The organism is Streptosporangium sp. NPDC004379 (assembly GCF_042873875.1).
In the GTDB taxonomy this organism is placed as follows: domain Bacteria; phylum Actinomycetota; class Actinomycetes; order Streptosporangiales; family Streptosporangiaceae; genus Streptosporangium.
In genome coordinates this window covers 67,034-87,095 of record NZ_JBIAMC010000021.1, presented here as the reverse complement: position 1 = coordinate 87,095, position 20,062 = coordinate 67,034, and the positions used below count along the sequence as shown (strand labels likewise).

The following is a 20,062-nucleotide window of genomic DNA, read 5'->3' as shown; positions in this document are numbered from 1 at the left end:
CCCCTGGCCCCGAATGGCCGTCGATGCGGGGCCGGCCCGCCGGGGTGGCCCCGGACGATCGGCCCTGGCATCACTTCGGTCTGCGCCTGGCCCCTGATCTGGCTAGTCACCCTCGGTTGCCGCTGTGCTGAGGAGCAGTTCCCGTACGCCCTGCGGGCCGCCTGACGGCGTGCTCGCCTTCATGAGAAAGAACGTCATGCAGATTCTCGACCTGCTCACCGGCCCCCTGCAGGTGGCCTCCGCCGCGGCCGGCCTGTACGCCGCCTCACGCTGGCGCGCCGCCAGCTGACCCGTCGCGTAGAAGGCGAGCCCGCCGAACCGCCTGTCGAGACGCCGCCAGCGACGGTGCCTTCGTCCGCCCAGTCCTCGTCCTTCCCGCAGCCGACGCTCGGATCGCCGCTGGAGTCGTCCGCCACGTCGCCGGAGGCCGACGCACGTCCATGACGATCCCGCTCACACCACGGCACCGCGCACGCCCGTCACAGTGCTGAGACGATCGAGGGCGCCAGGAGCCACACGGTGGCCACCAACAGCCGAGCCGCTGCCACCAGGGTGTCCGGCTGGACGCGGTCGGGGGTTTCGGCGGGGGTCTGGTAACCGGGCATGCCCATGCCGATGCCGATCGCGGCCAGTCCGGCGGCGGCGTAGCGGCGGTTGTCAGACGCCATCGCGCCGGCCCGCAAGGGCACGTCAACCAGGCGGGCGGCCTGGTCGAGGGTGGCCAGCAGGGCGTGGGCGGGTCCGCCGGCCTCGACGGAGGCGGCCTGGTGCAGGTGCGCGGCGCCGTCGAGGTTGATCACCAGCGTGCCGGACGGCAGGGCGGGCGCGTGGCGGGCCGAGCCCCATGCCCCGCTCTCCTCGGCGTCCAGGAAGGCCACCGACAGATCGGCCCGGAGGGCCGGGGCGGCCGTCAGGACGCGGGCGGCCTCCAGAACGGCGGACACGCCAGAGGCGTTGTCGGCGGCCGCGGGCAGCCGTACGCCGGGATCGTCGCCCACGCCGTCGTAGTGCGCGGTCAGCAGTACCCGCGTCCCGCTCCCCGCGCCCCCGGCGCGGGAGGAGGCGGGGAAGCGGGCGCAGACGTTGCGGCCGTCCGCAGCGACCTGCCGCAGCGGCATCGACCCGGTCACCTGCACCGGCCCGACCGCCAGGGCGTCGGCCAGGCGGGCGTGCAGGTCGGTGCGCAGAGCGATGATCGGGACGGCGCGAGGGGCCGGTCCGGCGATCATCTTGGGCATCCACCCCTCGGCGTCGGTGCCGCGCGCGGCCAGTACTCCGGCCGCGCCGTGGGCCTCGGCTCGTTCGCACGCCTGCGCCCAGTCTCCGGCCTCGGCCAGCACCCATCGGCCGCGCAGGTCGGCATCGGAGGTGGCGGCCAGCGGCGCGGTGTGCGGATGCGGCGAGTCGGCGGAGGCGAGGTGCTCGACGAAGTCCCGGCGGTGTTCCAGGCGCAGCGCCTGATCGCCTGCGCTCCATTCGAGCACCGGGGTGGCGTACAGCTCCCGTACGTCGGCGACGGGGAAGGAGTCGAGTTCGACCTTCGCGCCCAGCTCGCGTAGCCGCTCGGCGAGCCATGCGGCGGCGGCGCCGCCTCCGGGCGTGCCCACGCGCCGACCCGCGTAGTGGTCGCGGGCCAGCTCGTGCACCGTGGCCAGCATCCGCGCCGCCGACACCCGCTCCACGACGGCGGCCAGGCCGGGCGCCTGAGGGAGGTCCGGCGTGGTGGAGGTCATCCGCAGCAGCCGGTGGAGGCTGCCTCGGCGGCCGGAGCGGCGGTTGGGGCCTGACCGCAGCAGCCGGCCTGGGCGGTCTGCTGGGCGACGGCCGTGCTGCCGCAGCAGGCGGTGGCGGCTGCCTCTGCCTGCTGGGCCGTGTCACTGGCCGGGGAGGCGGAGGAGGGGGTTCCGCAGCAGCCGCCGGCGGCGGGCGGTGCGAAAGCCTCTGCCAGGTCGCTGGTGAAGCCGCCGCTGGTCTGGTTCGTCGTCATGGTGGTTGCCCTTCTGCCGGTGCGAGGTCGAGACCATCAACACTTAGATGTATGTCGAATCAGGAGCCACGATCTCACGCTGCTTAGATGTTCGTCAAGATAGACGTAAGTCGAATCAAGGGTGTGAATGACACCGAAGTGCGTGCGCCTAAAGCTGGGCGATGACCTCTGCGGCCAGCTGGCGGGCGGTGCGGCCGGCGCCGATAAGAGTGGCCGAGGCGGGGCCGGTCCAGTCGCCATAGCCGAGCAGGTGCAGGCGTGGCTCGGCCAGGGCGCGGGTGCCGTCGGTGCCGATCACGCCGCCGGGGCCGCGCAGCCGCAACGGGGCCAGGTGGGCCAGGGCGGGCCGGAAGCCCGTACACCACACGATCACGTCGCATGCCGTCGTGCTGCCGTCGGCCCACGCCACCCCGCCGGGAGTGATGCGGGAGAACATGGGCTCGGCCTTGAGTGCGCCCCGGTCGCGGGCCTCGCGCACGGGCGTGACGGCGACGATGTCGCCCAGGTCGGCGATGCTGTCGGCGTTCTGTCCGGTCAGGGCGGCCTGGTGGCGGCGGGTGGCCAGGTCGAACAGGGCGCGGCCGTCGATCTCGTCAGGGAGCACCCGGGGCGGGCGCAGTGTCGCCCAGGTGGTCTGGGCGACCTGGGAGAGTTCGGCGAGGATCTGGGCGGCGGAGTTGCCGCCCCCGACGACCAGTACGCACTTGCCGCGGAACGGCTCAGGTCCGCGGTAGCCGGCGGTGTGCAGCTGCTCGCCGCCGAAGTCACGGATGCCGGGGTAGTGAGGGACGTAGGGACGCCACCAAGTGCCGGTGGCGCTGACGACGATGCGGGCGTGCCAGGTGCCGGCGCTGCTGTCCACGGCGAGACGGTCGCCGGCACGTCGCACGGCCTGCACGACGGCCGGGCGGACGATCGGCAGCCGGTAGCGCTGCTCGTAGTCGGTGAGGTAGGCGACGACGTGGGCGGCGTCCGGATAGCCGCCGTCGTCCGGAATCGGCATCATCCGGCCGGGCAGGGAGCTGTACTGCGCGGGCGAGAACAGCCGCAGGGACGGCCAGGCGTGCAGCCAGGCACCCCCCGGGGCCTGCCCGGCGTCCAGGATGACGAAGTCGACACCTGCACGCCGCAGGTAATAGCCCATGGCCAGGCCCGCCTGCCCGCCGCCGATCACCAGGACGTCGACGGACCCAGGGGCGGCCGTCATGCCGGAAGCAGCTCCAGCTCAGTGCGACCCGCCGCGGGCTGGGGGTCGGGTCCAGGAGCAGAATCGGTGAGCGGGGCGAACAGCGCGCCCAGCTTGTTCACCGTCTCGGGGATGATGCGGTAGTAGACCCAGGTGCCGCGGCGTTCGCCGTCGATCAGCCCGGCGGTGCGCAGCACCTTCAGGTGGTGGGAGATGGTGGGTGCGGTCAGGTCGAACACGCCGGTGAGATCGCACACGCACGCCTCGCCGCCGGCATGCGAGCCGATCATCGACAGCAGGCGCAGCCGTACCGGGTCGGCGACGGCCTTGAGCAGCGTGGCCAGCTCGACGGCGTCGGCCTCGCCGAGCGGCTCTCGGGCGATCGGCGCGCAGCACGGGGTGGTGGAGAGGGCGGCCATGACGCGACTCCTTAATTCGATGCCGGTCTAAATTATAGGCGGTGGTAGGCGAGCAGCGCGAACGCCGCGATCGCGCAGGCCACGGCCACCGCGCTCATCACCCAGCCATAACCTGCGGTTTGGGCGAGCGCGACCGCGCCGAGGGGAGCCAGGGCCTTGTCTGCGACGGAGAAGAGCGCGATCCGCCCTGACAGGCTGGCGTAGGCGGCGGTGCCGTACCGCTGCACGAGCAGGTGCGGCAGCGTGATGGAGCCGATGCCGAAGCCGAGCCCGAAGAGCAGGACGCAGCCGATCACGCCCGCGACGCTCGCTCCCAGGACCGGCAGGAGCAGCGCCGCGACGCCTTGCAGCGTATAGATCGCGGCGGCTATGAGAGCGGCGGGCAGGCGGGTCTGCAGGCCGGTGGTGACCAGCCGCCCGGTGACCGACAGGACGCCGAGCAGTCCGGCGAGAGTGGCGGCCAGGACCGGGCTGTGGCCGAGATGGATGAGGTAGGTGATCAGCACGACGGCGATGACGGCGACCGCGCCGCCGCTGGCGGTGAAGGCGATCACCAGCAGCCGGAACGGACGGCGGCGCACGGCTGCCCTGAGGAGGTCGGCGCGTTCCCCGGCGGCCTCGGAGGTGCGAGCGTGAGCCGGGCGGCGGCGGATCACCAGCGCGTGCAGCGGGACCGCCGCCAGGCCGTAGACGAGACCGAGGACCACGAGGGCCTGGCGCCAGCCGTAGGCGTCGACCAGCAGGCCGGTGAGAGGGATGAAGATCGAGGAGGCGAACCCGGCGACGATGGTGAGCGCCAGGATGCCTCGCGCACGGCCTCGCGCGTCGGCGCCGTACCAGGCGATGATGACGGCGAACGCGGCCTCGTACAGCACCGTCGAGCAGGCGATGCCGATGGCGGCGAAGACCAGGTAGAGCTGCCACAGCGCGGTGACCTGCGACCAGGTCAGCACCGCCCCGGCGCCGAGCAGCGAACCGAGCGTCATCAGGGCGCGCCCGCCGTGGGCGTCCAGCCACCGCCCGGCGAGCGGGGCACAGACGGCGGTGATCAGCACGGATACCGTCAGCGCGGCGGCGACCTGGGCGGTGCCGGTGTGCAGGTCGTGGGCCATCGGGGAGAGGAAGACGGAGAAGGCGTAGTAGAGCACGCCGTAGCCGATGGTCTGGGTGACGGCCAGCGCGGCGACGATCCGACGGCCATGTCCGCAACGCGGAGGACCGCCGCCCTCCTGTTGGAGGGCGGCGGTCTCGGCGGGGGAACTCATGCGGGGCAGGCGATCAGTGCGCGGCCCTCAGCCGTGGTCGCCCAGTCGCCCGCAAGGGTTTCGGCGATGAAGCCCTGGGCCCGCAGCCGCCAGGCGAGCGTTCCCGCCATCCGGGCGATCGCCGGGCCGTAGCCGGGGTTGGTGCTGGGCTTGCGGGCGGCGACCAGGGCGTCGCCCAGCCGGTGGGCGGGCATCGGCTCGTGGTCGCAGATGAGGCGCAGCGCTTCCTTCTGGGCGGCGGTGGGGTAGCCGTCAGACATCAGGTGCTTCCTTTCAGCCGCAGCAGCTGCCGCCGGACTCCGCCGGAGCTCCGACGGTGGCCGGCGGGAGCGGAGACGCCAGCAGGCCGCCGCTGATGCCGGTGGCCAGGCCGACGCGCTGCTCCTGGGCCTCGGCCAGGCCGGAGGAGCACACGCCGGTCTCGGGGAGGTCGAGCTGCACGTCCCGGGCCGCCTGCCAGTCTCCGGCCAGCGCGGCGACCACGGAGCGGACCTGCTCATAGCCGGTGGCCATCAGGAACGTCGGGGCGCGGCCGTAACTCTTGACGCCGACCGCGTAGTAGCCGGGCTCGGGATGAGCGAGTTCGTCCACGCCGTGCGCCGGGACGGTGCCGCAGGAGTGCTGGTTGGGGTCGATCAGCGGGGCCAGGGCACGGGGGGAGCCGAGCACCGGGTCCAGGTCCAGGCGCAGTTCGGAGGCGATGGAGTGGTCGGGGCGGTAGCCGGTCGCGCTCACGACCTGGTCCACGGTGACGCTCTGCTCGCGGCCGGAAGGGTCGCGGCTGACCACCTCGACGCCCCGGCCGGTGGCGTTGACGCGGTGGGTTAAGAAGCCGGTCAGCAGCGTGATGCGGCCGGATTCGACGTGGGCGCGCAGCCGGGTGCCGAGCGCGCCGCGGGCCGGGAGCGCGTCGGCGTCGCCGCCGCCGTAGGTGCGGGTGGCGCTGCCGCCGCGGATCGCCCAGGTGATCGGCGTGCCCGGCAGCTCGGCCAGTGCGAGCAGGGTGGTGGCGGCCGAATGGCCGGCCCCCACGACCAGGGTGTGCCTGCCCTGGTAGCGGTCGTGGTCGGCGCCGAGCACGTCGGGAAGGGCGTGGTCGACGAACACCTCGTGCTCGCCGTGGGCGGGCAGGCCGCTGGCGCCCAGCACGTTCGGGCTGGTGTAGGTGCCGGAGGCGTCGATGATCGCGCGGGCGGTCAGTTCGGTGCCGTCGGCCAGGCGGATGAGGAACGGCACCTGCTCGCGGCCTGCCGTGCGCACGCGGTCGTAGCCGAGGCGGCTGATCGCGCTCACCTTCGCGCCCAGGCGGACCCGGTCGCCGAACAGCTTGGCCAGCGGGGTGAGGTAGTCATCGATCAGCTCGGCGCCGGTCGGCAGCCAGTCGGGGTCGGGCGCGCTCCAGCCGCCGGCTTCCAGCAGGCGGCGGGCTGCGGCGTCGATGTTGTACTTCCACGGGCTGAACACCCGCACGTGTCCCCACTGCGCGATCGACGCGGCGACCTGCTCACCGGCTTCCAGGAGGAGGAAGTCGATGCCGCGCTCGGCCAGGTGGGCGGCGGCGGCCAGTCCGACCGGCCCGGCGCCGATCACGACGACCGGCAAGCCGGTCACCCCCGGGGCGGTCTGCTGGGGAGTGGTGAACTGCTCGATCTCGATCGCGGTGGTGCCGCAGCAACTGTCGCTCATGACGGCTCTCCAGGTGGGCGCGTGGGCTAGCGGAAGGACGGGAACATGGCGTAGAGGCGGGCGCGCTCGATGGCGGCATCGGCGCGGCAGTCAAGGTCGCACACCCGCGAGGTGGCCTTGTCGACGGTGAAGCCGGTCCAGTCGGTGGACGGGCGGCGTCGGGTGAACAGAGCGCGCATCACGCACCCCTTTGGATAGAAGTTTATCTAAGCAGGAGTCATCATGCGTCACTGCTTAGATGAAAGTCAAATCAGCCTGTGGTCGAGGCGGGACAGGAGTACCTGGGCAGCCTCAGGATTGCCGGCCGGCGCGCCGGGGAGCGCCGCGCAGGTGACGGGCGAGCATCCCCACTACGTGCGCGGCGTCCGCGCCGACGCCGCGCAGGGTGTTGGAGGAGGGGGTGCGCTGCCACTCCAGGCCCAGGTAGCCCAGGCCGGGATGGGTCAGCGACAGGCCGCGGCGCTGGCGCGGGTGACCACCGTCGTCCAGTGCGCCCAGGTCGGTGAGATAGGGCAGGTTCGGCCGATAGCCGGTGGCCAGCAGCACCGCATCGACGCGCTCACGCCCGCCATCGGGCCAGACCGCGTGATCGCCCTCCAGACGGGCGAACATCGCCCTGCGCGTGTAGCGGCCCTTGCGCAGCGCCCGGCGGTAGCGGCCGTCATCGAGCACCGGCGAGGCGGGCGGGGCCTCGGCGCGGGCCAGCGGCAGCCGGTCGAACCCGGTCAGGCGGAACCAGAAGTGCAGGTCACGTCCCAGCGGGCGCTGGTCCACGAACCGGATCGGCTCCCGGCTGGCCAGCGTCACCCGGCGCTCGGCGGCCAGTTCGTAGGCGACCTGGACCGCCGAGTTGCCCGCCCCCACCACGATGATGTGCTCACCGGGCAGCGAGGCCGGTGCGCGGTAGTCGGCGACGTGCGGCACCGGGCCGGTGAAGGTGTCCAGGCCGGCCAACGCGGGCCGGTGTGGGCGGCCGAAGGAACCGCTGGCCGCGATGACGGCAGGAGCGGTCAGCTCCTGCCCGTCGGCCAGGCGAACGAGGAAGCCGCTCACGCCGGGCTCGCCGACGAGGTGGACGGCCTGGACGCGGGCGCCGGTGCGCAGCTCGGCGCCGCGCTCGATCAGGGCGGCGGCATACCGCTCCAGGTAGGTGACGACCTCGTCGCGGTGCGGGTAGCGCTCGGGGTCGCCGCCGAAGGCCATGCCGGGCAGGCTGCTGTAGCGGGCGGGCGAGAACAGGGCCAGGTTGTCGTAGTAGCGCGGCCAGGATCCGGCGGCCCGATCGGAGGCTTCCAGCAGTAGGGGCCGTAGTCCCTGATCCAGGGCGGCGTGCGCGGCGGCCAGGCCGGACTGTCCGGCTCCGACGATCACGATGTTGTCGTTGTCGATGGGCATGCCGCAGAACGTACCGTCATTTTCTAATATGTCAATAAGTTGGTATGAGGGTAGGGTGCAGTGAAAAGGAGGGAGCAGGCATGGCCGAGACCGCAACGCCATCAGCCACACCGAAGGACGGTGCGGAGAGTGCCACGTGCGCGCCGCAACTACCGCAGGCCGCCCAGGACTTCCTCAAGGCCCTGGCCAACCCCGGACGCCAGCAGATCATGCTGCTGTTCGCCCAAGGCGCCGAGCTGTCGGTCAACCAGGTCGCCGAACGCGCCGGCATCAGCCAGTCCGCCGCCTCCCAGCAGCTCGCCCTGCTGCGCCGCGGCGGCATCGTCACCTCCCGCCGCGACGGCAAGGAAGTGCTCTACCGAGGCGACCGCGACGGTGTCGCCCGCATCCTCGCCGACCTGCAGAACTACCTGAAGTTCTGCTGCTGACCGCCCGTCGGCGGCGGGCTCAGCCGGCCGGGGCGGGCACGTCGTGGAAGGGGCGCAGCCCGGAGCCGACGTCAGCGCGGGTGAAGGCGTAGCGGCCCAGGAAGTTGATGAGCTCGTAGGCGATCGGTGACAGCCGGGCGCACATCTCGTCGGTGACCGGGAAGCCTTGGGCGTGCAGCCGCTGCACGGCGGCATCCAGATAGAGACTGTTCCACCAGATGACCGCGTTCAGCGCCAGACCCAGGCTGCCGAGCTGGTCTTCCATGCCCTCGCGGTAGCGCCGGCGCAACTGCCCGCGGTTGCCGAAGGCGATCTTGCGGGCGAGCCGGTGCCGGGCCTCCTGTACGTTCAGCTGCGTGCCGATCATCCGCCGGTAGCACTGTACGGCCCAGCCGAGCTTCTGGCTGGGCGCCGTTTCGCGGCCAGTGCATCCTAGGCACTGCGATCCAGCCGGAAGAACTGCTCCAGCTCCGCAGACGAGGGCTCCTCGGGGAAGCGGCCATAGCGGGCGATCTACTCATCGGAGAGAAATTCGAAGGGCATGGCCCAGGAACGTAAGCCCCGCGACCTGCCCAAACGAGCACCGTCATCGAACCGGTACGAAGATCAACTCCCTACCGCTAATTTCTGCACGCAGCCTCCTCGAAGGCCAAAAGGCCGCGGTCGATGTGAATCCGGTCCTCGGGGGCGCCGAGCGTCAGCTGGGGTGCTGGGCTGAACGCTCGCCCGGAGTCCCTCGATCATCACGGAGAGTCACATTCCCCCGGGTGACGCCGAGCGCCGGACCCTGGCTTGTCGGCTCTTAATCGTACGGACTAGTCTGTTTGATTAAGGAGGTGTGGTGATGGCGACGCGAGTCAGGAAGACGAAATCCGAGGAGAAGATCCTCACTGCGGCGGCCGAGCTGTTCTACGCGAACGGGCTGCGCGGTGTGGGCATCGATCAGGTCATCGTGGCGTCGGGCGTCGCGAAATCGACGCTGTACGTGCACTTTCATACCAAGGAGGAGCTCGTCGCGGCGTACCTGCGCAGGACCGACGACTCCTGGATGGCGCAGCTGCAGGATGCCGCCGCACGCGCCGGGGACAGCCCTCGCGAGCAGCTCGTCGGGTTGTTCGACGCGCTGACGGACGCCTTCGACCGGCATGGCTTCTTCGGATGTCCGTTCATCAGTGCGGCGGTCGAGGCGGACCTCGACTCGCAGGCCCGGACCATCACCGTGCAGCACACTCAGCGCCGTCAGGCATGGCTGACCGAGCTGAGCGAGAAGGCCGGCGCCGCCGCCCCGCAGGCGCTCGCCCGGCATATCGGGCTCCTGATCGATGGCGCCCTGGCCTCCGGGCGCCTGCTCCAGGACCGCACCGTCGTGGATGAGGCGAAATCCGCGGCCCGCCTGCTTGTCGCCGGTTGCACCTGATCGCGCCCGAACCAGCCAGGCACCGTAACCGACATACGCGGCACCGGCCTTCATGGCAGCCGTCTCCGACGCCCCCGGCCCCACACCCACCTGACAGGACAAGAAGAAGGCACAGTCATGCGCGCAGTGGTTCTACAAGAGTTCGGCACTCCGCTGATCCTCAGCGAGATCGACAAGCCCGACGCCGGCCCGGGCCAGGTTCTGGTCAAGGTCATGGCCAGTGGCGTCAACCCGCTGGACACCAAGATATGGGCGGACAAGGCCGCCCACGCCAAGCGCACGCTACCAGCGGTCCTCGGCCTGGATCTGGCCGGCGTGGTCGAGGCGGTCGGCACAGGCGTCAACGACTTCACGCCCGGCGACGAGGTCTACGGCATGACCGGCGGCGTCGGTGATCTGCAGGGCTCGCTCGCCGAGTACGCGGCCGTCGACGCCCGACTGCTCGCCCGCAAGCCGACCGCGCTGAGCATGCGCGAGGCCGCGGCCCTGCCCCTGGTCGTCATCACGGCCTGGGAGGGGCTGATCGACCGGGCACAGGTCCGCCCGGGGCAGAAGGTCCTCATCCACGGTGGGGCCGGCGGCATCGGTCATGTGGCCGTGCAGATCGCCCGGGCCCGCGGCGCCGAGGTCTTCGCTACCACCTCGCCTTCGCGGCTGGAGGTCGTTGAGCGCCTGGGGGCCACCCCCATCGACTACACCACCACCGCGGTGGAGGAGTACGTCGCCGAGCACACCGGCGGCCAGGGCTTCGATGTCATCTTCGACACCGTCGGCGGGGCCGTGCTCGACGCATCCTTTGCGGCGGTACGCACCTACACAGGTCACGTTGTGAGCGCCTTGGGCTGGGGGACCCACAGCCTCGCGCCCCTGTCCTTCCGCGGGGCGACCTACTCCGGTGTATTCACCCTGCTGCCCATGCTGACCGGTCGGAACCGGGAGCACCACGGCGAGATCATGCGCGAGGCGGCCGCGCTCGCCGACGCGGGGGCGCTCAAGCCGCTGCTCGACCCCAGGCGCTTCACGCTCGCCGACGTCGTCGACGCCCATGCGGCCGTGGAGAGCGGCGCCCTCCACGGCAAGATCGTGATCGACGTCGGCTGAGGCGGACGTCCCGAGTTCGGCCACCGTGGCGTGCACGGTGTGCGGGACCTTCTCCGCCGCCGCCAAGGAGGCGCGGAGCCGGGTCCATACGTGCAGGTCGAAGCCGTGCTCGCCGATGGCCTCTGCCATGGGGGCGCCCTGGTCGCCGAGACCGACGAAGCCGACCTTCCTGATCGGCACCTTCGTTGCGATGTTCTTTCGTCGTACGGGTGAGAAACGAGGACTGGAGAGCGTGCTCAGCAGACGATGTCGCTCGCCAGCTCCCAGAGGCGTTCGGCGTTCGCCGGGTCCAGCGCGTAGCGGGCCACGGCGGGAACGCCGAATCGCGTGGGCCGGGCATCGACCACCGGCGCCTCGTTGACATCCTCGAAATAGCGCCCGCCGACTCCTTCGACCAGTGGGGACGCGGCGAGGAACACGCTGGTCGCGGCACCCTGCTCGACCGTCTTGCGGTAGGGCTCCGGCGTCCTCAGGCCGCCGGTATGCCGCTGCAGGTTGGTGGCGATCGCACCGGGGTGCAGGGCGTTGGCCATGATGCCATCGCCGGCCCAGCGGCGCTGTGCCTCGACGGCCAGGAGGACCTCCGCGGTCTTGGACTGGCCATAGGCGGTGAGCGCGTCGTACGGGCGGAAGCGGAAGTCGATGTCGTCGAAGACCACGGGGGAGAACAGGTGGCCGCCGGAGGACACCGAGACCAGGCGCGCACCGTCCGCCTCGGCGAGGGCGCGGTGCAGCCCCAGGCTCAAGGCGAAGTGCCCCAAGTAGTTGGTGGCGAACTGCTGCTCGTGGCCGCCGGTGCCGCGCTCGAGCTCCGGTGGCATCATGATTCCGGCGTTGTTGATCAGTATGTGCAGCGGGCCCTGCCAGGCGGCGGTGAACGCGCGTACCGACTCCAGGTCGGAAACGTCCAGGCGGGCGACGTGGATCGCGTCGTTCCCGGTGGTCTTGCGCAGCTCTGTCGCGGCCTGCTCGCCGGCGTCGGAACGGCGCACGGCGAGCGTGACCTCGGCGCCGCCGGCCGCCAGAGCACGGGCCGTCTCGACACCGATGCCCGAGTTGGCCCCCGTGACGACCACCCGCCTGCCGGACAGGTCGACGCCCTCGATCACATCGGAGGCGGTGCTGGTGCGGTCGAACGGGGTGGTGAAGAGCTGGGACATGTGACGTATTCCTCCCTGGTGCTCGGACTTTGCCGTCATCCTGCGCCGAACGCCGCCAGGCGGACCAGGACGGGCTGAGACTGGGACCGGCAGGGCCTCCCAGAGAACCGAAAATGCCTCCTAACCTGGAAACATGACCGCCGCCGGAGACGCCAACACACTGGGCCGATATCTGCGCGCCCGCAGGGAACTGGTCCAGCCCGACGAAGCCGGGGTTCTGGGTCAAGGCAACCGGCGCGTCCCCGGGCTGCGCCGCGAGGAGGTCGCCTTCCTCGCGGGAATCAGCTCCGACTACTACAACCGCTTGGAGCAGGGCCGCGACAAAAACCCCTCCGAGCAGGTCCTGCGCAGCATCGCCCGCGCACTGCAGTTGGACGAGGAGGCCACGGCCTACCTGCTGCAGATCGCCGCACCGGCGAGAGCTCGGCGCAAACGGCCCCGCAAACCCGAGAGGGTCGGCGAGGGCATCCGCGCCCTCATCGACACGTGGCCGCTCACCCCGGCGTACGTCCACGGCAAGTACATGGACGTACTGGCCGCCAACAGCCTCGCCATCGCCCTCTCACCGTTCAACGCCCCGGGCCGCAACGGCATCCTCGCGGCTTTCCTGGAACCAGAGATGCGGGAGCTCCATCAGGACTGGGAGAACATGACCGCCCGGGTCGTCCCTTATCTGCGCTCCGTCGTCGGCGCGGACATCGACGACCCGCGCCTGGTCGAGATCCTCGGTGAGCTCTCCCTGCGCAGCGAGCGGTTCCGCAGGCTCTGGGCCCGGCAGGATGTCAAGCACAAGGCCAGCGGCACCAGCCTGCTCCTGCATCCCCAGGCCGGCCCTCTGGAGCTGCGCTACGAAAAGCTGCTGGTCCCGGGCACAGGCGGGCAGACGCTGATCATGTACCATGCGGAGCCGGGCAGCGCTTCCGAGGAACGCCTGCGCCTGCTCGCCGGCATGTACGCCCCCGAGCACGTCACCGGTACACCGGCTACAACCGCCCGACCCGTCCCCCGGCGCACCAGGCCATGACAACCGCGGACGACACACATCCGGCAGCCGCACCGCTGTTCTGAGTTTCCGTCACTGATCCCGTGGTCGGATATCAGCGACGGAGCAGGAGCGGGCCGAGGAACGGCAGGCCGGTGCGGCCGGGCGTCGCGCTCGGCGGGGGAAGGGCGCCGGCTCAGCGCGGCGGCCCGGTGAGGAGGGCCTCGGCCGCCTCGGTGCGCGCGTAGAGCACGAACCTTCCCGACCGGTGCGCGCCGGCCAGCCCCGCCGCGCGAAGCGCGGTCAGGTGCCGTGACACCCCGGCCATGGACATGCCGGTCCGCCGGCTCAGCTCGGTGGTGGAGGCGGGAGCCGACAGCTCGCCCAGCAGCATCGCGCGGGAGCGGCCGAGCACCCCCGCCAGCGCCTCGGGCACCTCGGTCCGGCGGTGTTCCCACAGCGTGGCGATCCCGCGCGGCGAGTAACGCAGCGTGGGCTGCCACGGCGGGACGGTGACCGAGAAGACCCGCGGCCAGATGAAGACCGAGGGCACCAGCAGCAGCCCCCGCCCGCCCAGCCTCCGCTCGTCCGACACGTGCCGGTGCCTGACGAACAGGGCGTCGTCCTCCCACCGGACGGCCGGGTCCAGGTCGTCGAGCAGCCGGCCCACGCCGCCCTCGGCAAGCAGCCGGGCCCGGTGCAGGATGTCGCCGTCGAGCAGGGCGCGGATGCCCGGCCAGTACGGTGCCAGCGCCACGTCCCAGTAGGCACGGATCACCTCCGACAGCTCCGCCAGCCCGCGTACGGGGTCCTCGCGCAGCACGGCCAGGCGGGAGCCGTCCATCCCGGTGAGGTCGGCGCGGACCCGCTCGGGCGGGGTGGCGCGCATGGTCGCCAGCTCCAGCTCCAGGCCGGGCGAGGTGGTGACCGGCGGCGGGCAGACGAACGCCGGGATCACCCGGGTGGGCACCGGCACCAGCTCGGCGAGCATGCCCCAGTCGACGCCCGCGGCCCGCAGCCTGGGTGCGACGGCCGACGTCCAGGGGCGGTGCAGCGGGTGCTCGCCGGGGCTCCTGAGCACCCGCGTGCTCGCCACCACCTCCCACAGGGGTGAGAACGCGAACCGCGTGCAGGCCAGATCGGCCAGCCCGAACTCCAGTCGCAGCACGCCGCGGCCCTCCTCGTAGGCGTTCCGGCAGCCCTCCATCGGAGCCGGAACGGTACCGCGCACCGGCCGATTCGCTCCAGCGCGAATCGATGGAGCGGACCGGGAGTCGACGGCAGGGTCGGGCGCATGACGACTTCGACGACGTCCGGCGGCGCGGTGTTCGCCGACGCCGATTTCCGGCGGCTGTTCGCCGCGGCCGCGGCCAGCAGGCTGGGCACCTCGATCGGGCAGCTGGCGCTGCCCCTGGCGGCGGTGACGGCGCTCGGCGCCGGGCCCGCGGAGGTCGGGGCGCTCGCGGCGGCGAGCACCCTGGCGTTCCTGCTGATCGGCCTGCCCGCGGGGGCCTGGGTGGACCGGGTGCGGCGGCGGCCGGTGCTGGTGGCGGCCGATCTGGCGCGGGCCGTACTGCTGGGGTCGGTGCCGCTCGCCTGGTGGGCGGGGGCGCTGACCCTGGCACAGCTGTACGCGGTGGCGCTGCTGTGCGGGGCGGCCACGGTGTTCTTCGACGTCGCCGACCAGAGCTACCTGCCGCACCTGGTCGGGCCCGGACGGCTGACGGCCGCCAACACCGCGCTGGTCAGCATGGACGCGGCCAACCAGCTCGCCGGCCGGGGCGTCGGCGGCCTGCTGGTGGAGCTGCTGTCGGTCCCGGTGGCGATCGCCGTGGACGCGCTGAGCTTCCTGTGGTCGGCGCTGTGCCTGCGCTCCATCCGCCGCCCCGAGCCTCGGCCCGGTACGGCGGGGGCGAGCCTGGGCCGCGACATCGCCGAGGGGGTCCGGCTGGTGGCTCGCCACCCGATCCTGCGGGCCTTCACCGCCGAGGGCGCGCTGACGAACCTGGGCAGCCAGATCGTCCTGACGATGCTGCCCGTGCTGTTCGTCCGGGAACCGGGCCTGTCCCCGCTGTGGCTCGGCGCGTTCCTCACCGCGGGCGGGGCCGGCTCCCTCCTCGGCTCGGCCGCCGCGCGCCGCCTGGGCACGCGGCTGGGGGAGGGGCGGCTGATCCTGCTGACCAGCGTCGGGATCGTGCCCTTCCTGCCGCTGGTGCCGCTGCTGGACGGCGGCGCCGGACTGTGGGCGGCCGGGGCGGCGTGGGCGGTGCTCACCGTCAAGGTCGGCGTCAGCAACGTGATCAAGGTGAGCTACCGGCAGCGGGTCACCCCGGATCGGCTGCTGGGCCGGGTCGGGGCGACGATGCGTTTCCTGCTGACCGGGGCGCTGGCGATCGGCGCCGGGGTGTCCGGCCTGGTCGGCGAGCTGGCGGGGGTGCGGGCGGCGCTGTGGGCGGGGGCAGGCGTGCTGGCGGTGAGCTGCCTGCCGATCGTGTGCTCACCGCTGCGGACGCTGCGCGACCTTCCTGCGGGTGAGGGTCCGGCGTGACCCGGCTTCGCGGGATACGGCCCACCGGTGTCCTCGCGTCCGGACGGCCGACGGCGTCTGGGACGCTGTCCGTCCTCGGCCCGGTCGATGCGGCCGGCCGCTACGGCGTCGAGTCCGGGTGACACCCCGGCGCCGCCCGGCGGAATCGACCGGGGTTGTCGTATCCGGGCCGCGTCGTTCGTAGTCAGGGTGAACGGTCGCCCACGAGGGCGCCGTCACGACCGGCTGTCACGATCAGCTGTCACGACCAGGGGAGATGCCGACCGATGCAGCAGCACCCACAGGCCAGGATCCGCCGCATGTTCGAGCTCGTCGAGCCGATCGCCACCGTCACCTTCTCCGAGGTGGTGAACGAGGCGTTCCTGGCCCTCGGCATGCGCGACTACTGGGACGGATACTTCGCGGGCCGGGCCGCACCGCTGGGGCCGGCGCCGGCCGCGGTGGTACACGCGGTCTTCTACAACTTCGCCGACGGCGAGGTGGCACGCCACATCCCCTGGGTGTGGGGAAAGGTCACCCCGCAGGAGGCGATCACCGTACGCGAACGGGGCAGCGCCGCCGCCCTGCGGCAGATGATCGGAGAGCTCGCCGACTCGCCCGGCCTGGTGCGGGCCGCCGACCTCGCCACCCGGGCGGCGGTCAGCGCGCCGGCCGAGGGCCGGCCACTGTACGCCGGGCTGCGGGCGCTCGACGTGCCCGAGGAGCCGGTGGCCAGGCTCTGGCACGCGGCGACGCTCCTGCGGGAGCACCGCGGGGACGGCCACAACGCCGCCCTTCTCGCCCACGGCATCGGCGGCACCGAGTCCCACGTCCTCATGGCCGTTTCCCTCGGAATGAGGGCGGAGGAGTTCGGCCGGATCCACCACCTGCCCAAGGCACGGCTGGCCGCCGTGGTCGACGGGCTGCGCGGCCGCGGCCTCGTGGACGCCGCCGGCGGGTTCACCGACGCCGGCCGGGAGACCAAGCGGCGGATCGAGGCGCTCACCGACGAGCTGGCCGCGCCGGCGTACGGCGTGCTCAGTGCGGACGAGCTCGACGAGCTGGCCGCGGGACTGGAGCCGATCGCCGCGGCGGTACGGGCCTTCGGCGACTGAGCGGGCACGTCAGGCCGCCGGGACGGCCACGACCTGGCCCGGCGCCAAGCTGCTCGGCGTCGGCCCGGGAACGCTGTACAACCACATCCCCGAACTGCGCGAACCACGAACCAGCCAGGCGCAGCAACTGCCGCGCTGAGACGGATCACCATTCCAGCGGAGGTCTACGCTGAGATCTTGAACAGCGGTGATGCGTTGATCCCTTGAGATCACCACCGTTTCAGAGACGCTCCTCAGCCTCCTTCGTCCACCGGGCAAGGCTGGCGCGGGCAGCTAACACCTCCGAATGCTTCGGACCCATTACCCGTTCGAGCACCGGCAGCAACGCCTCGTACTGGTCTCGGGCACCGGCCGCATCCCCCGCCTCTGCCGTCACGGCTGCGAGGTTGGTCCGGGCGGTCATTGTGCCCATATGCTCGGGACCCAGCACCCGCTCAAGTACCGGCACCAGGGCTGTGTACCGATCCCGAGCACCGGCCACGTCCCCCGCCTTTCCCGTCCAGAACGCCAGGCCGGCCCGAGCCATCAGTGTGCCCGGATGCTTCGGACCCATCACCTGCTCAAATGTCGGCAGGAGTGCCGCGAGCTGGTCCCGGGCGCCTGCCGCGTCCCCCGCATTTCCCGTCCAGGACGCCAGATTGCCCCGCGCCGTCAACGTCTCCGGATGCTTCGGACCCATCACCTGCTCAAATGTCGGCAGGAGTGCCGCGAGCTGGTCCCGGGCGCCTGCCGCGTCTCCCGCATTTCCCGTCCAGGACGTCAGGTTTGCCCGGACCTTCAACGTTTCTGGATGTTTCGGACCCATTACCCGTTCGAATACGGGCAGCAGTGCCGTGAGCTGGTCCCGGGCGCCTGCCGCATTCCCCATCTGCCCCGTCCAGGACGCCTGGTCGGCTCGGATGGTCAGTGTCTCCGGATACTCCGGACCCAGTACCCGCTCGGCAACTGGCACCAGGGCCGCGTATCGATCCCGAGTACCGACCGCATCCCCCGCCCTCCCAGTGACAGCTACGAGGTGCATCCTGACGATCAGCGTGCCCGGATGCTTTGGGCCCATTACCTGCTCGAATACGGGCAGCAGTGCCGCGAGCTGTTCCCGGGCACCTGCCGTGTCCCCCGCTCTCTCCGTGAGGAACGCCAGGTTGACCCGGGCGCCCAGCGTCTCCGGATGTTCAGGTCCAAGGGCGTGGTTCAGCACGATGTAGCGGCGGTGTTGCAGGGTTCGGGCGGTGCGGTAGTCGCCGCTGGCGTTCAAGTAGATAAGGACGGCATTCATGGCGTCGGAGCCGGCGTCCAGGACAGCCTGGGCATGTGGCAATAGCCGGGCGTAGGTCGGCCAGGAGGAGATGTGCTCGGGATTGTCGGGCAGTGCGGCCTGCAGCAGGTCGGCGGCGACGGCGCGGGTAACGGTCCGGGCGTCATCAGGCAGGGCGGCCAGGGTGACGGCTTGGACCAGGCGGTGGACGCTCACCGCCTGCCCATCCCGCGATCGGTTGATCATGCTGTAGGAGGCCAGAGTTCCCAGGGCGTCGGCGATGGCGGCGGCGTCGGTACCCTCGACCCCGGTCAGCACCTCGCACGGCAGGTCATCAGGGGCGTAGCAGGCCAGCACGTGCAGCAGCCGCATCGCCCGTGGGTTGATCCGCTCGATCCGCGCACACGTCACCTGCCATACCCGGGTGACGCCCCGGTCGGTCGCCGCATCGTGCCGTGGATCGGCGCTCAGTGCCCGCGCCGGGGTGGTGCGCAGCAGGTCCAGGTAGGTGGCCGGGTCCATGCCGGGGGTGGCGGCGAGGTAGGCGCCGGCTTGCTTGAGCGCCAGCGGCAGTTCACCGAGCTCCGCCGCCAGCTCCCCGGCCACCGCCCGGTCAATGGTGGTCTCGGTGCCGATCATCTCCAGCAGCAGCTCCACCGCCTCGGCGCGCGGCAGCACCTCCAGCCGCAGCACCTCACCGACGTCCCGCCAGCCGACGGCGCGGCGGCTGGTGACCAGCACGTGTCCGGTGCGCAGGCGACCGAGGTATGGTTGCAGGTCCTCGGCATCCGCTGCGTTGTCGAAGACCACCAGCCAGTCGTCATGGGCGGCCAGCCAGGCCAGTGCCCAGGCCTCGGCCTCCTCGGCCGGCGCCTGGGCCGCAGCCGTGGAGGCTACGCCCGCGCACAGCGCCCGGCCCAGCCCGGCCAGCCCGGCCTGGATCTGCTCCGGGATCTCGGCGGTGATCCACCACACCAGCCGGTAGGCGCCTTGGTGCCGCTCGGCGTACTGCAGGGCCAGTTCGCTCTTGCCGATCCCGCCCAGCCCGACCACCGCCTGGGTGATCACCCCGGGGCCGGAGCGCAGCGCCGCCTCCAGCTGCCCCAGTTGCTCCTGCCGTCCGACGAACACTCCCGCCGGGCGGCGCGGCAGCCCGGCCAGCCCGCCCACCGGCACCTGCACCGCGTCGGCGGGCGGCAGCGGCGGCCGCACCTCGGCGGTCGTCGTGGTGATCGTGGCCCCGTCGCCGGTGATGAGCATTCCGGCGGTGAGGTCGCCGGTCACGGCCACCGCCCGCTCCGCCCCGGCTGCGGCGCCGCCCGGGCCGGTCACCGTACCGCCGGAGACCTGCCCGACGACCATGCCACCCGCCATCGCCCCGCCCACCACCGGCGACCCCGGCCCCGAGGAGGATGCTGCAGGTACGGCGGGCGCATCGGATGACGGCGTGGCCTGTTCGCGCAGTTGGGTCAGCAACCCCACTCCGGCCACCACCAGGCTCGCGACGCCGACGAACAGGCTCAGCACGCTAGCCCGCTTATCCAGCACGTCCAGCACCGCATCAGGCAGGTGCAGCGGGTCGGCGAAGAACCCCACCAGCCCGACGGTCAGCGCCAGCACCGACACGGTCACGCCCACGGCCGTCACCGCCCGACGTCGGCGGTTCCGGACCGGTGTCGGAGGTGTGCTCTGGGGCTGCGAGGCGGGGGAAGTCGACACCCTTCCAAGATTGCCGTTTGCGGCCGATACCGCGTCAAGGTGTCACGAACCCGTTACTGACATTGTCACCTAGCGGGCACCGCGTGAAATTCGACCCGGGCCGATCCCGGTCGCTGAGACTTGTCACGAACTGGTATATGTGGCGGTTCTGACCGGCCAGAACCGCCGCACTGTCCGGTATTCCCCTCGGAGGCGCCACCGCCAGCCCACCCCCCGATCTGGCCCTCGGGGCGGTCGTCGCGCAGGCGGGCGGCCAAGATGCGCTGGGTGGTCGGCCGTACCTGCAGCTCGCCCTCCCGGTCACCGTCTTCTTGCCGCGGGGCGGGTTCGGCGGGCAGGGGGACGCCGGTGCGGGCGACCCGATAGCGGCCCCGGTCGATCATGAATCGGGCCGGGGCGAGTACGCGGATCCGCAGCCGA

At 71.9% G+C, this 20,062-nt stretch carries 19 protein-coding genes and 1 pseudogene; 6 read left to right on the top strand and 14 right to left on the bottom strand.

The annotated features are described in order from the left end of the window. Window positions 1–479: 479 nt before the first annotated feature. The 9 genes from ACFYSC_RS32655 to ACFYSC_RS32615 form a co-directional block, all read right to left on the bottom strand. On the bottom strand, window positions 480–1,733 hold the full coding sequence (locus tag ACFYSC_RS32655; RefSeq protein ID WP_389969295.1) for a M28 family metallopeptidase: 1,254 nt from the start codon (window positions 1,731–1,733) through the stop codon (window positions 480–482). After that, on the bottom strand, window positions 1,730–1,987 hold the full coding sequence (locus ACFYSC_RS32650; protein ID WP_389969293.1) for a hypothetical protein: 258 nt from the start codon (window positions 1,985–1,987) through the stop codon (window positions 1,730–1,732). Before ACFYSC_RS32650 ends, ACFYSC_RS32655 begins: the two co-directional genes overlap by 4 nt. Window positions 1,988–2,135: 148 nt before the next feature. Further along, window positions 2,136–3,194, bottom strand: coding sequence for an ArsO family NAD(P)H-dependent flavin-containing monooxygenase (locus ACFYSC_RS32645; RefSeq protein WP_389969291.1), 1,059 nt, complete (start codon window positions 3,192–3,194; stop codon window positions 2,136–2,138). Further along, window positions 3,191–3,592 (bottom strand): metalloregulator ArsR/SmtB family transcription factor, encoded by a 402-nt coding sequence (locus ACFYSC_RS32640; protein WP_389969289.1) that lies wholly within the window; start codon window positions 3,590–3,592, stop codon window positions 3,191–3,193. Before ACFYSC_RS32640 ends, ACFYSC_RS32645 begins: the two co-directional genes overlap by 4 nt. Before the next feature lie 32 nt (window positions 3,593–3,624). Beyond that, on the bottom strand, window positions 3,625–4,857 hold the full coding sequence (locus tag ACFYSC_RS32635; RefSeq protein WP_389969287.1) for an MFS transporter: 1,233 nt from the start codon (window positions 4,855–4,857) through the stop codon (window positions 3,625–3,627). Next, a complete protein-coding gene (locus ACFYSC_RS32630; RefSeq protein ID WP_389969285.1) occupies window positions 4,854–5,117 on the bottom strand; it encodes a hypothetical protein in 264 nt (87 codons plus the stop codon). Before ACFYSC_RS32630 ends, ACFYSC_RS32635 begins: the two co-directional genes overlap by 4 nt. Before the next feature lie 13 nt (window positions 5,118–5,130). Further along, a complete protein-coding gene (locus ACFYSC_RS32625) occupies window positions 5,131–6,543 on the bottom strand; it encodes an FAD-dependent oxidoreductase (protein ID WP_389969283.1) in 1,413 nt (470 codons plus the stop codon). A 26-nt stretch (window positions 6,544–6,569) separates the two neighbouring features. Continuing rightward, window positions 6,570–6,722 carry a hypothetical protein gene (locus ACFYSC_RS32620; protein WP_389969281.1) on the bottom strand — a complete coding sequence of 51 codons (153 nt, stop codon included), beginning with the start codon at window positions 6,720–6,722 and terminating at the stop codon, window positions 6,570–6,572. A gap of 112 nt (window positions 6,723–6,834) precedes the next feature. After that, entirely contained in the window at window positions 6,835–7,938 is a 1,104-nt protein-coding gene (locus ACFYSC_RS32615) for a flavin-containing monooxygenase (protein WP_389969279.1), read from the bottom strand. Window positions 7,939–8,018: 80 nt separating this feature from the next. Here ACFYSC_RS32615 and ACFYSC_RS32610 point away from each other — a divergent pair, with 80 nt between their 5' ends. After that, window positions 8,019–8,366, top strand: a complete 348-nt coding sequence (locus ACFYSC_RS32610) for an ArsR/SmtB family transcription factor (protein ID WP_389969277.1) — start codon at window positions 8,019–8,021, stop codon at window positions 8,364–8,366. A 19-nt stretch (window positions 8,367–8,385) separates the two neighbouring features. Here the strand turns inward: ACFYSC_RS32610 and ACFYSC_RS32605 are convergent, their stop codons facing one another. Then, window positions 8,386–8,733, bottom strand: a complete 348-nt coding sequence (locus tag ACFYSC_RS32605) for a Tn3 family transposase (RefSeq protein ID WP_389969275.1) — start codon at window positions 8,731–8,733, stop codon at window positions 8,386–8,388. Window positions 8,734–9,210: 477 nt separating this feature from the next. Between ACFYSC_RS32605 and ACFYSC_RS32600 the strand changes: the two genes are divergently transcribed. Further along, a complete protein-coding gene (locus ACFYSC_RS32600) occupies window positions 9,211–9,783 on the top strand; it encodes a TetR/AcrR family transcriptional regulator (protein WP_389969273.1) in 573 nt (190 codons plus the stop codon). Window positions 9,784–9,900: 117 nt separating this feature from the next. Next, window positions 9,901–10,884: a zinc-dependent alcohol dehydrogenase family protein gene (locus ACFYSC_RS32595; RefSeq protein ID WP_389969271.1), complete on the top strand. Its 984-nt coding sequence runs from the start codon at window positions 9,901–9,903 to the stop codon at window positions 10,882–10,884. 15 nt (window positions 10,885–10,899) lie between these two features. Here the strand turns inward: ACFYSC_RS32595 and ACFYSC_RS32590 are convergent. After that, window positions 10,900–11,064, bottom strand: a pseudogene (locus ACFYSC_RS32590) (NAD(P)-binding domain-containing protein); the annotation flags it as partial. Between the two features lie 56 nt (window positions 11,065–11,120). Then, complete coding sequence (locus tag ACFYSC_RS32585; RefSeq protein WP_389969269.1) at window positions 11,121–12,044, bottom strand: SDR family NAD(P)-dependent oxidoreductase; 924 nt, start codon at window positions 12,042–12,044, stop codon at window positions 11,121–11,123. A 133-nt stretch (window positions 12,045–12,177) separates the two neighbouring features. On the opposite strand from ACFYSC_RS32585, the gene ACFYSC_RS32580 reads away from it, so the two are divergent. Next, window positions 12,178–13,068, top strand: coding sequence for a helix-turn-helix transcriptional regulator (locus ACFYSC_RS32580; protein ID WP_389969267.1), 891 nt, complete (start codon window positions 12,178–12,180; stop codon window positions 13,066–13,068). A gap of 154 nt (window positions 13,069–13,222) precedes the next feature. Here the strand turns inward: ACFYSC_RS32580 and ACFYSC_RS32575 are convergent, their stop codons facing one another. Continuing rightward, entirely contained in the window at window positions 13,223–14,233 is a 1,011-nt protein-coding gene (locus tag ACFYSC_RS32575; RefSeq protein ID WP_389969265.1) for a DUF5937 family protein, read from the bottom strand. Window positions 14,234–14,320: 87 nt separating this feature from the next. On the opposite strand from ACFYSC_RS32575, the gene ACFYSC_RS32570 reads away from it, so the two are divergent. Both ACFYSC_RS32570 and ACFYSC_RS32565 read left to right on the top strand, forming a co-directional pair. Continuing rightward, window positions 14,321–15,574, top strand: coding sequence for an MFS transporter (locus ACFYSC_RS32570; RefSeq protein ID WP_389969263.1), 1,254 nt, complete (start codon window positions 14,321–14,323; stop codon window positions 15,572–15,574). A gap of 266 nt (window positions 15,575–15,840) precedes the next feature. Beyond that, window positions 15,841–16,668, top strand: coding sequence for a hypothetical protein (locus ACFYSC_RS32565; protein ID WP_389969261.1), 828 nt, complete (start codon window positions 15,841–15,843; stop codon window positions 16,666–16,668). Between the two features lie 220 nt (window positions 16,669–16,888). On the opposite strand, the gene ACFYSC_RS32560 is transcribed toward ACFYSC_RS32565, so the two are convergent. Further along, complete coding sequence (locus ACFYSC_RS32560; RefSeq protein WP_389969259.1) at window positions 16,889–19,561, bottom strand: tetratricopeptide repeat protein; 2,673 nt, start codon at window positions 19,559–19,561, stop codon at window positions 16,889–16,891. Between the last annotated feature and the right edge of the window lie 501 nt (window positions 19,562–20,062).

What these genes read in the sequence shown, in the direction of transcription:
- ACFYSC_RS32655 (WP_389969295.1), bottom strand. Translation starts at nt 1,733, where the DNA reads ATGACCTCCACCACGCCGGACCTCCCTCAGGCGCCCGGCCTGGCCGCC.
- ACFYSC_RS32650 (WP_389969293.1), bottom strand. Translation starts at nt 1,987, where the DNA reads ATGACGACGAACCAGACCAGCGGCGGCTTCACCAGCGACCTGGCAGAG.
- ACFYSC_RS32645 (WP_389969291.1), bottom strand. Translation starts at nt 3,194, where the DNA reads ATGACGGCCGCCCCTGGGTCCGTCGACGTCCTGGTGATCGGCGGCGGG.
- ACFYSC_RS32640 (WP_389969289.1), bottom strand. Translation starts at nt 3,592, where the DNA reads ATGGCCGCCCTCTCCACCACCCCGTGCTGCGCGCCGATCGCCCGAGAG.
- ACFYSC_RS32635 (WP_389969287.1), bottom strand. Translation starts at nt 4,857, where the DNA reads ATGAGTTCCCCCGCCGAGACCGCCGCCCTCCAACAGGAGGGCGGCGGT.
- ACFYSC_RS32630 (WP_389969285.1), bottom strand. Translation starts at nt 5,117, where the DNA reads ATGTCTGACGGCTACCCCACCGCCGCCCAGAAGGAAGCGCTGCGCCTC.
- ACFYSC_RS32625 (WP_389969283.1), bottom strand. Translation starts at nt 6,543, where the DNA reads ATGAGCGACAGTTGCTGCGGCACCACCGCGATCGAGATCGAGCAGTTC.
- ACFYSC_RS32620 (WP_389969281.1), bottom strand. Translation starts at nt 6,722, where the DNA reads ATGCGCGCTCTGTTCACCCGACGCCGCCCGTCCACCGACTGGACCGGC.
- ACFYSC_RS32615 (WP_389969279.1), bottom strand. Translation starts at nt 7,938, where the DNA reads ATGCCCATCGACAACGACAACATCGTGATCGTCGGAGCCGGACAGTCC.
- ACFYSC_RS32610 (WP_389969277.1), top strand. Translation starts at nt 8,019, where the DNA reads ATGGCCGAGACCGCAACGCCATCAGCCACACCGAAGGACGGTGCGGAG.
- ACFYSC_RS32605 (WP_389969275.1), bottom strand. Translation starts at nt 8,733, where the DNA reads ATGATCGGCACGCAGCTGAACGTACAGGAGGCCCGGCACCGGCTCGCC.
- ACFYSC_RS32600 (WP_389969273.1), top strand. Translation starts at nt 9,211, where the DNA reads ATGGCGACGCGAGTCAGGAAGACGAAATCCGAGGAGAAGATCCTCACT.
- ACFYSC_RS32595 (WP_389969271.1), top strand. Translation starts at nt 9,901, where the DNA reads ATGCGCGCAGTGGTTCTACAAGAGTTCGGCACTCCGCTGATCCTCAGC.
- ACFYSC_RS32585 (WP_389969269.1), bottom strand. Translation starts at nt 12,044, where the DNA reads ATGTCCCAGCTCTTCACCACCCCGTTCGACCGCACCAGCACCGCCTCC.
- ACFYSC_RS32580 (WP_389969267.1), top strand. Translation starts at nt 12,178, where the DNA reads ATGACCGCCGCCGGAGACGCCAACACACTGGGCCGATATCTGCGCGCC.
- ACFYSC_RS32575 (WP_389969265.1), bottom strand. Translation starts at nt 14,233, where the DNA reads ATGGAGGGCTGCCGGAACGCCTACGAGGAGGGCCGCGGCGTGCTGCGA.
- ACFYSC_RS32570 (WP_389969263.1), top strand. Translation starts at nt 14,321, where the DNA reads ATGACGACTTCGACGACGTCCGGCGGCGCGGTGTTCGCCGACGCCGAT.
- ACFYSC_RS32565 (WP_389969261.1), top strand. Translation starts at nt 15,841, where the DNA reads ATGCAGCAGCACCCACAGGCCAGGATCCGCCGCATGTTCGAGCTCGTC.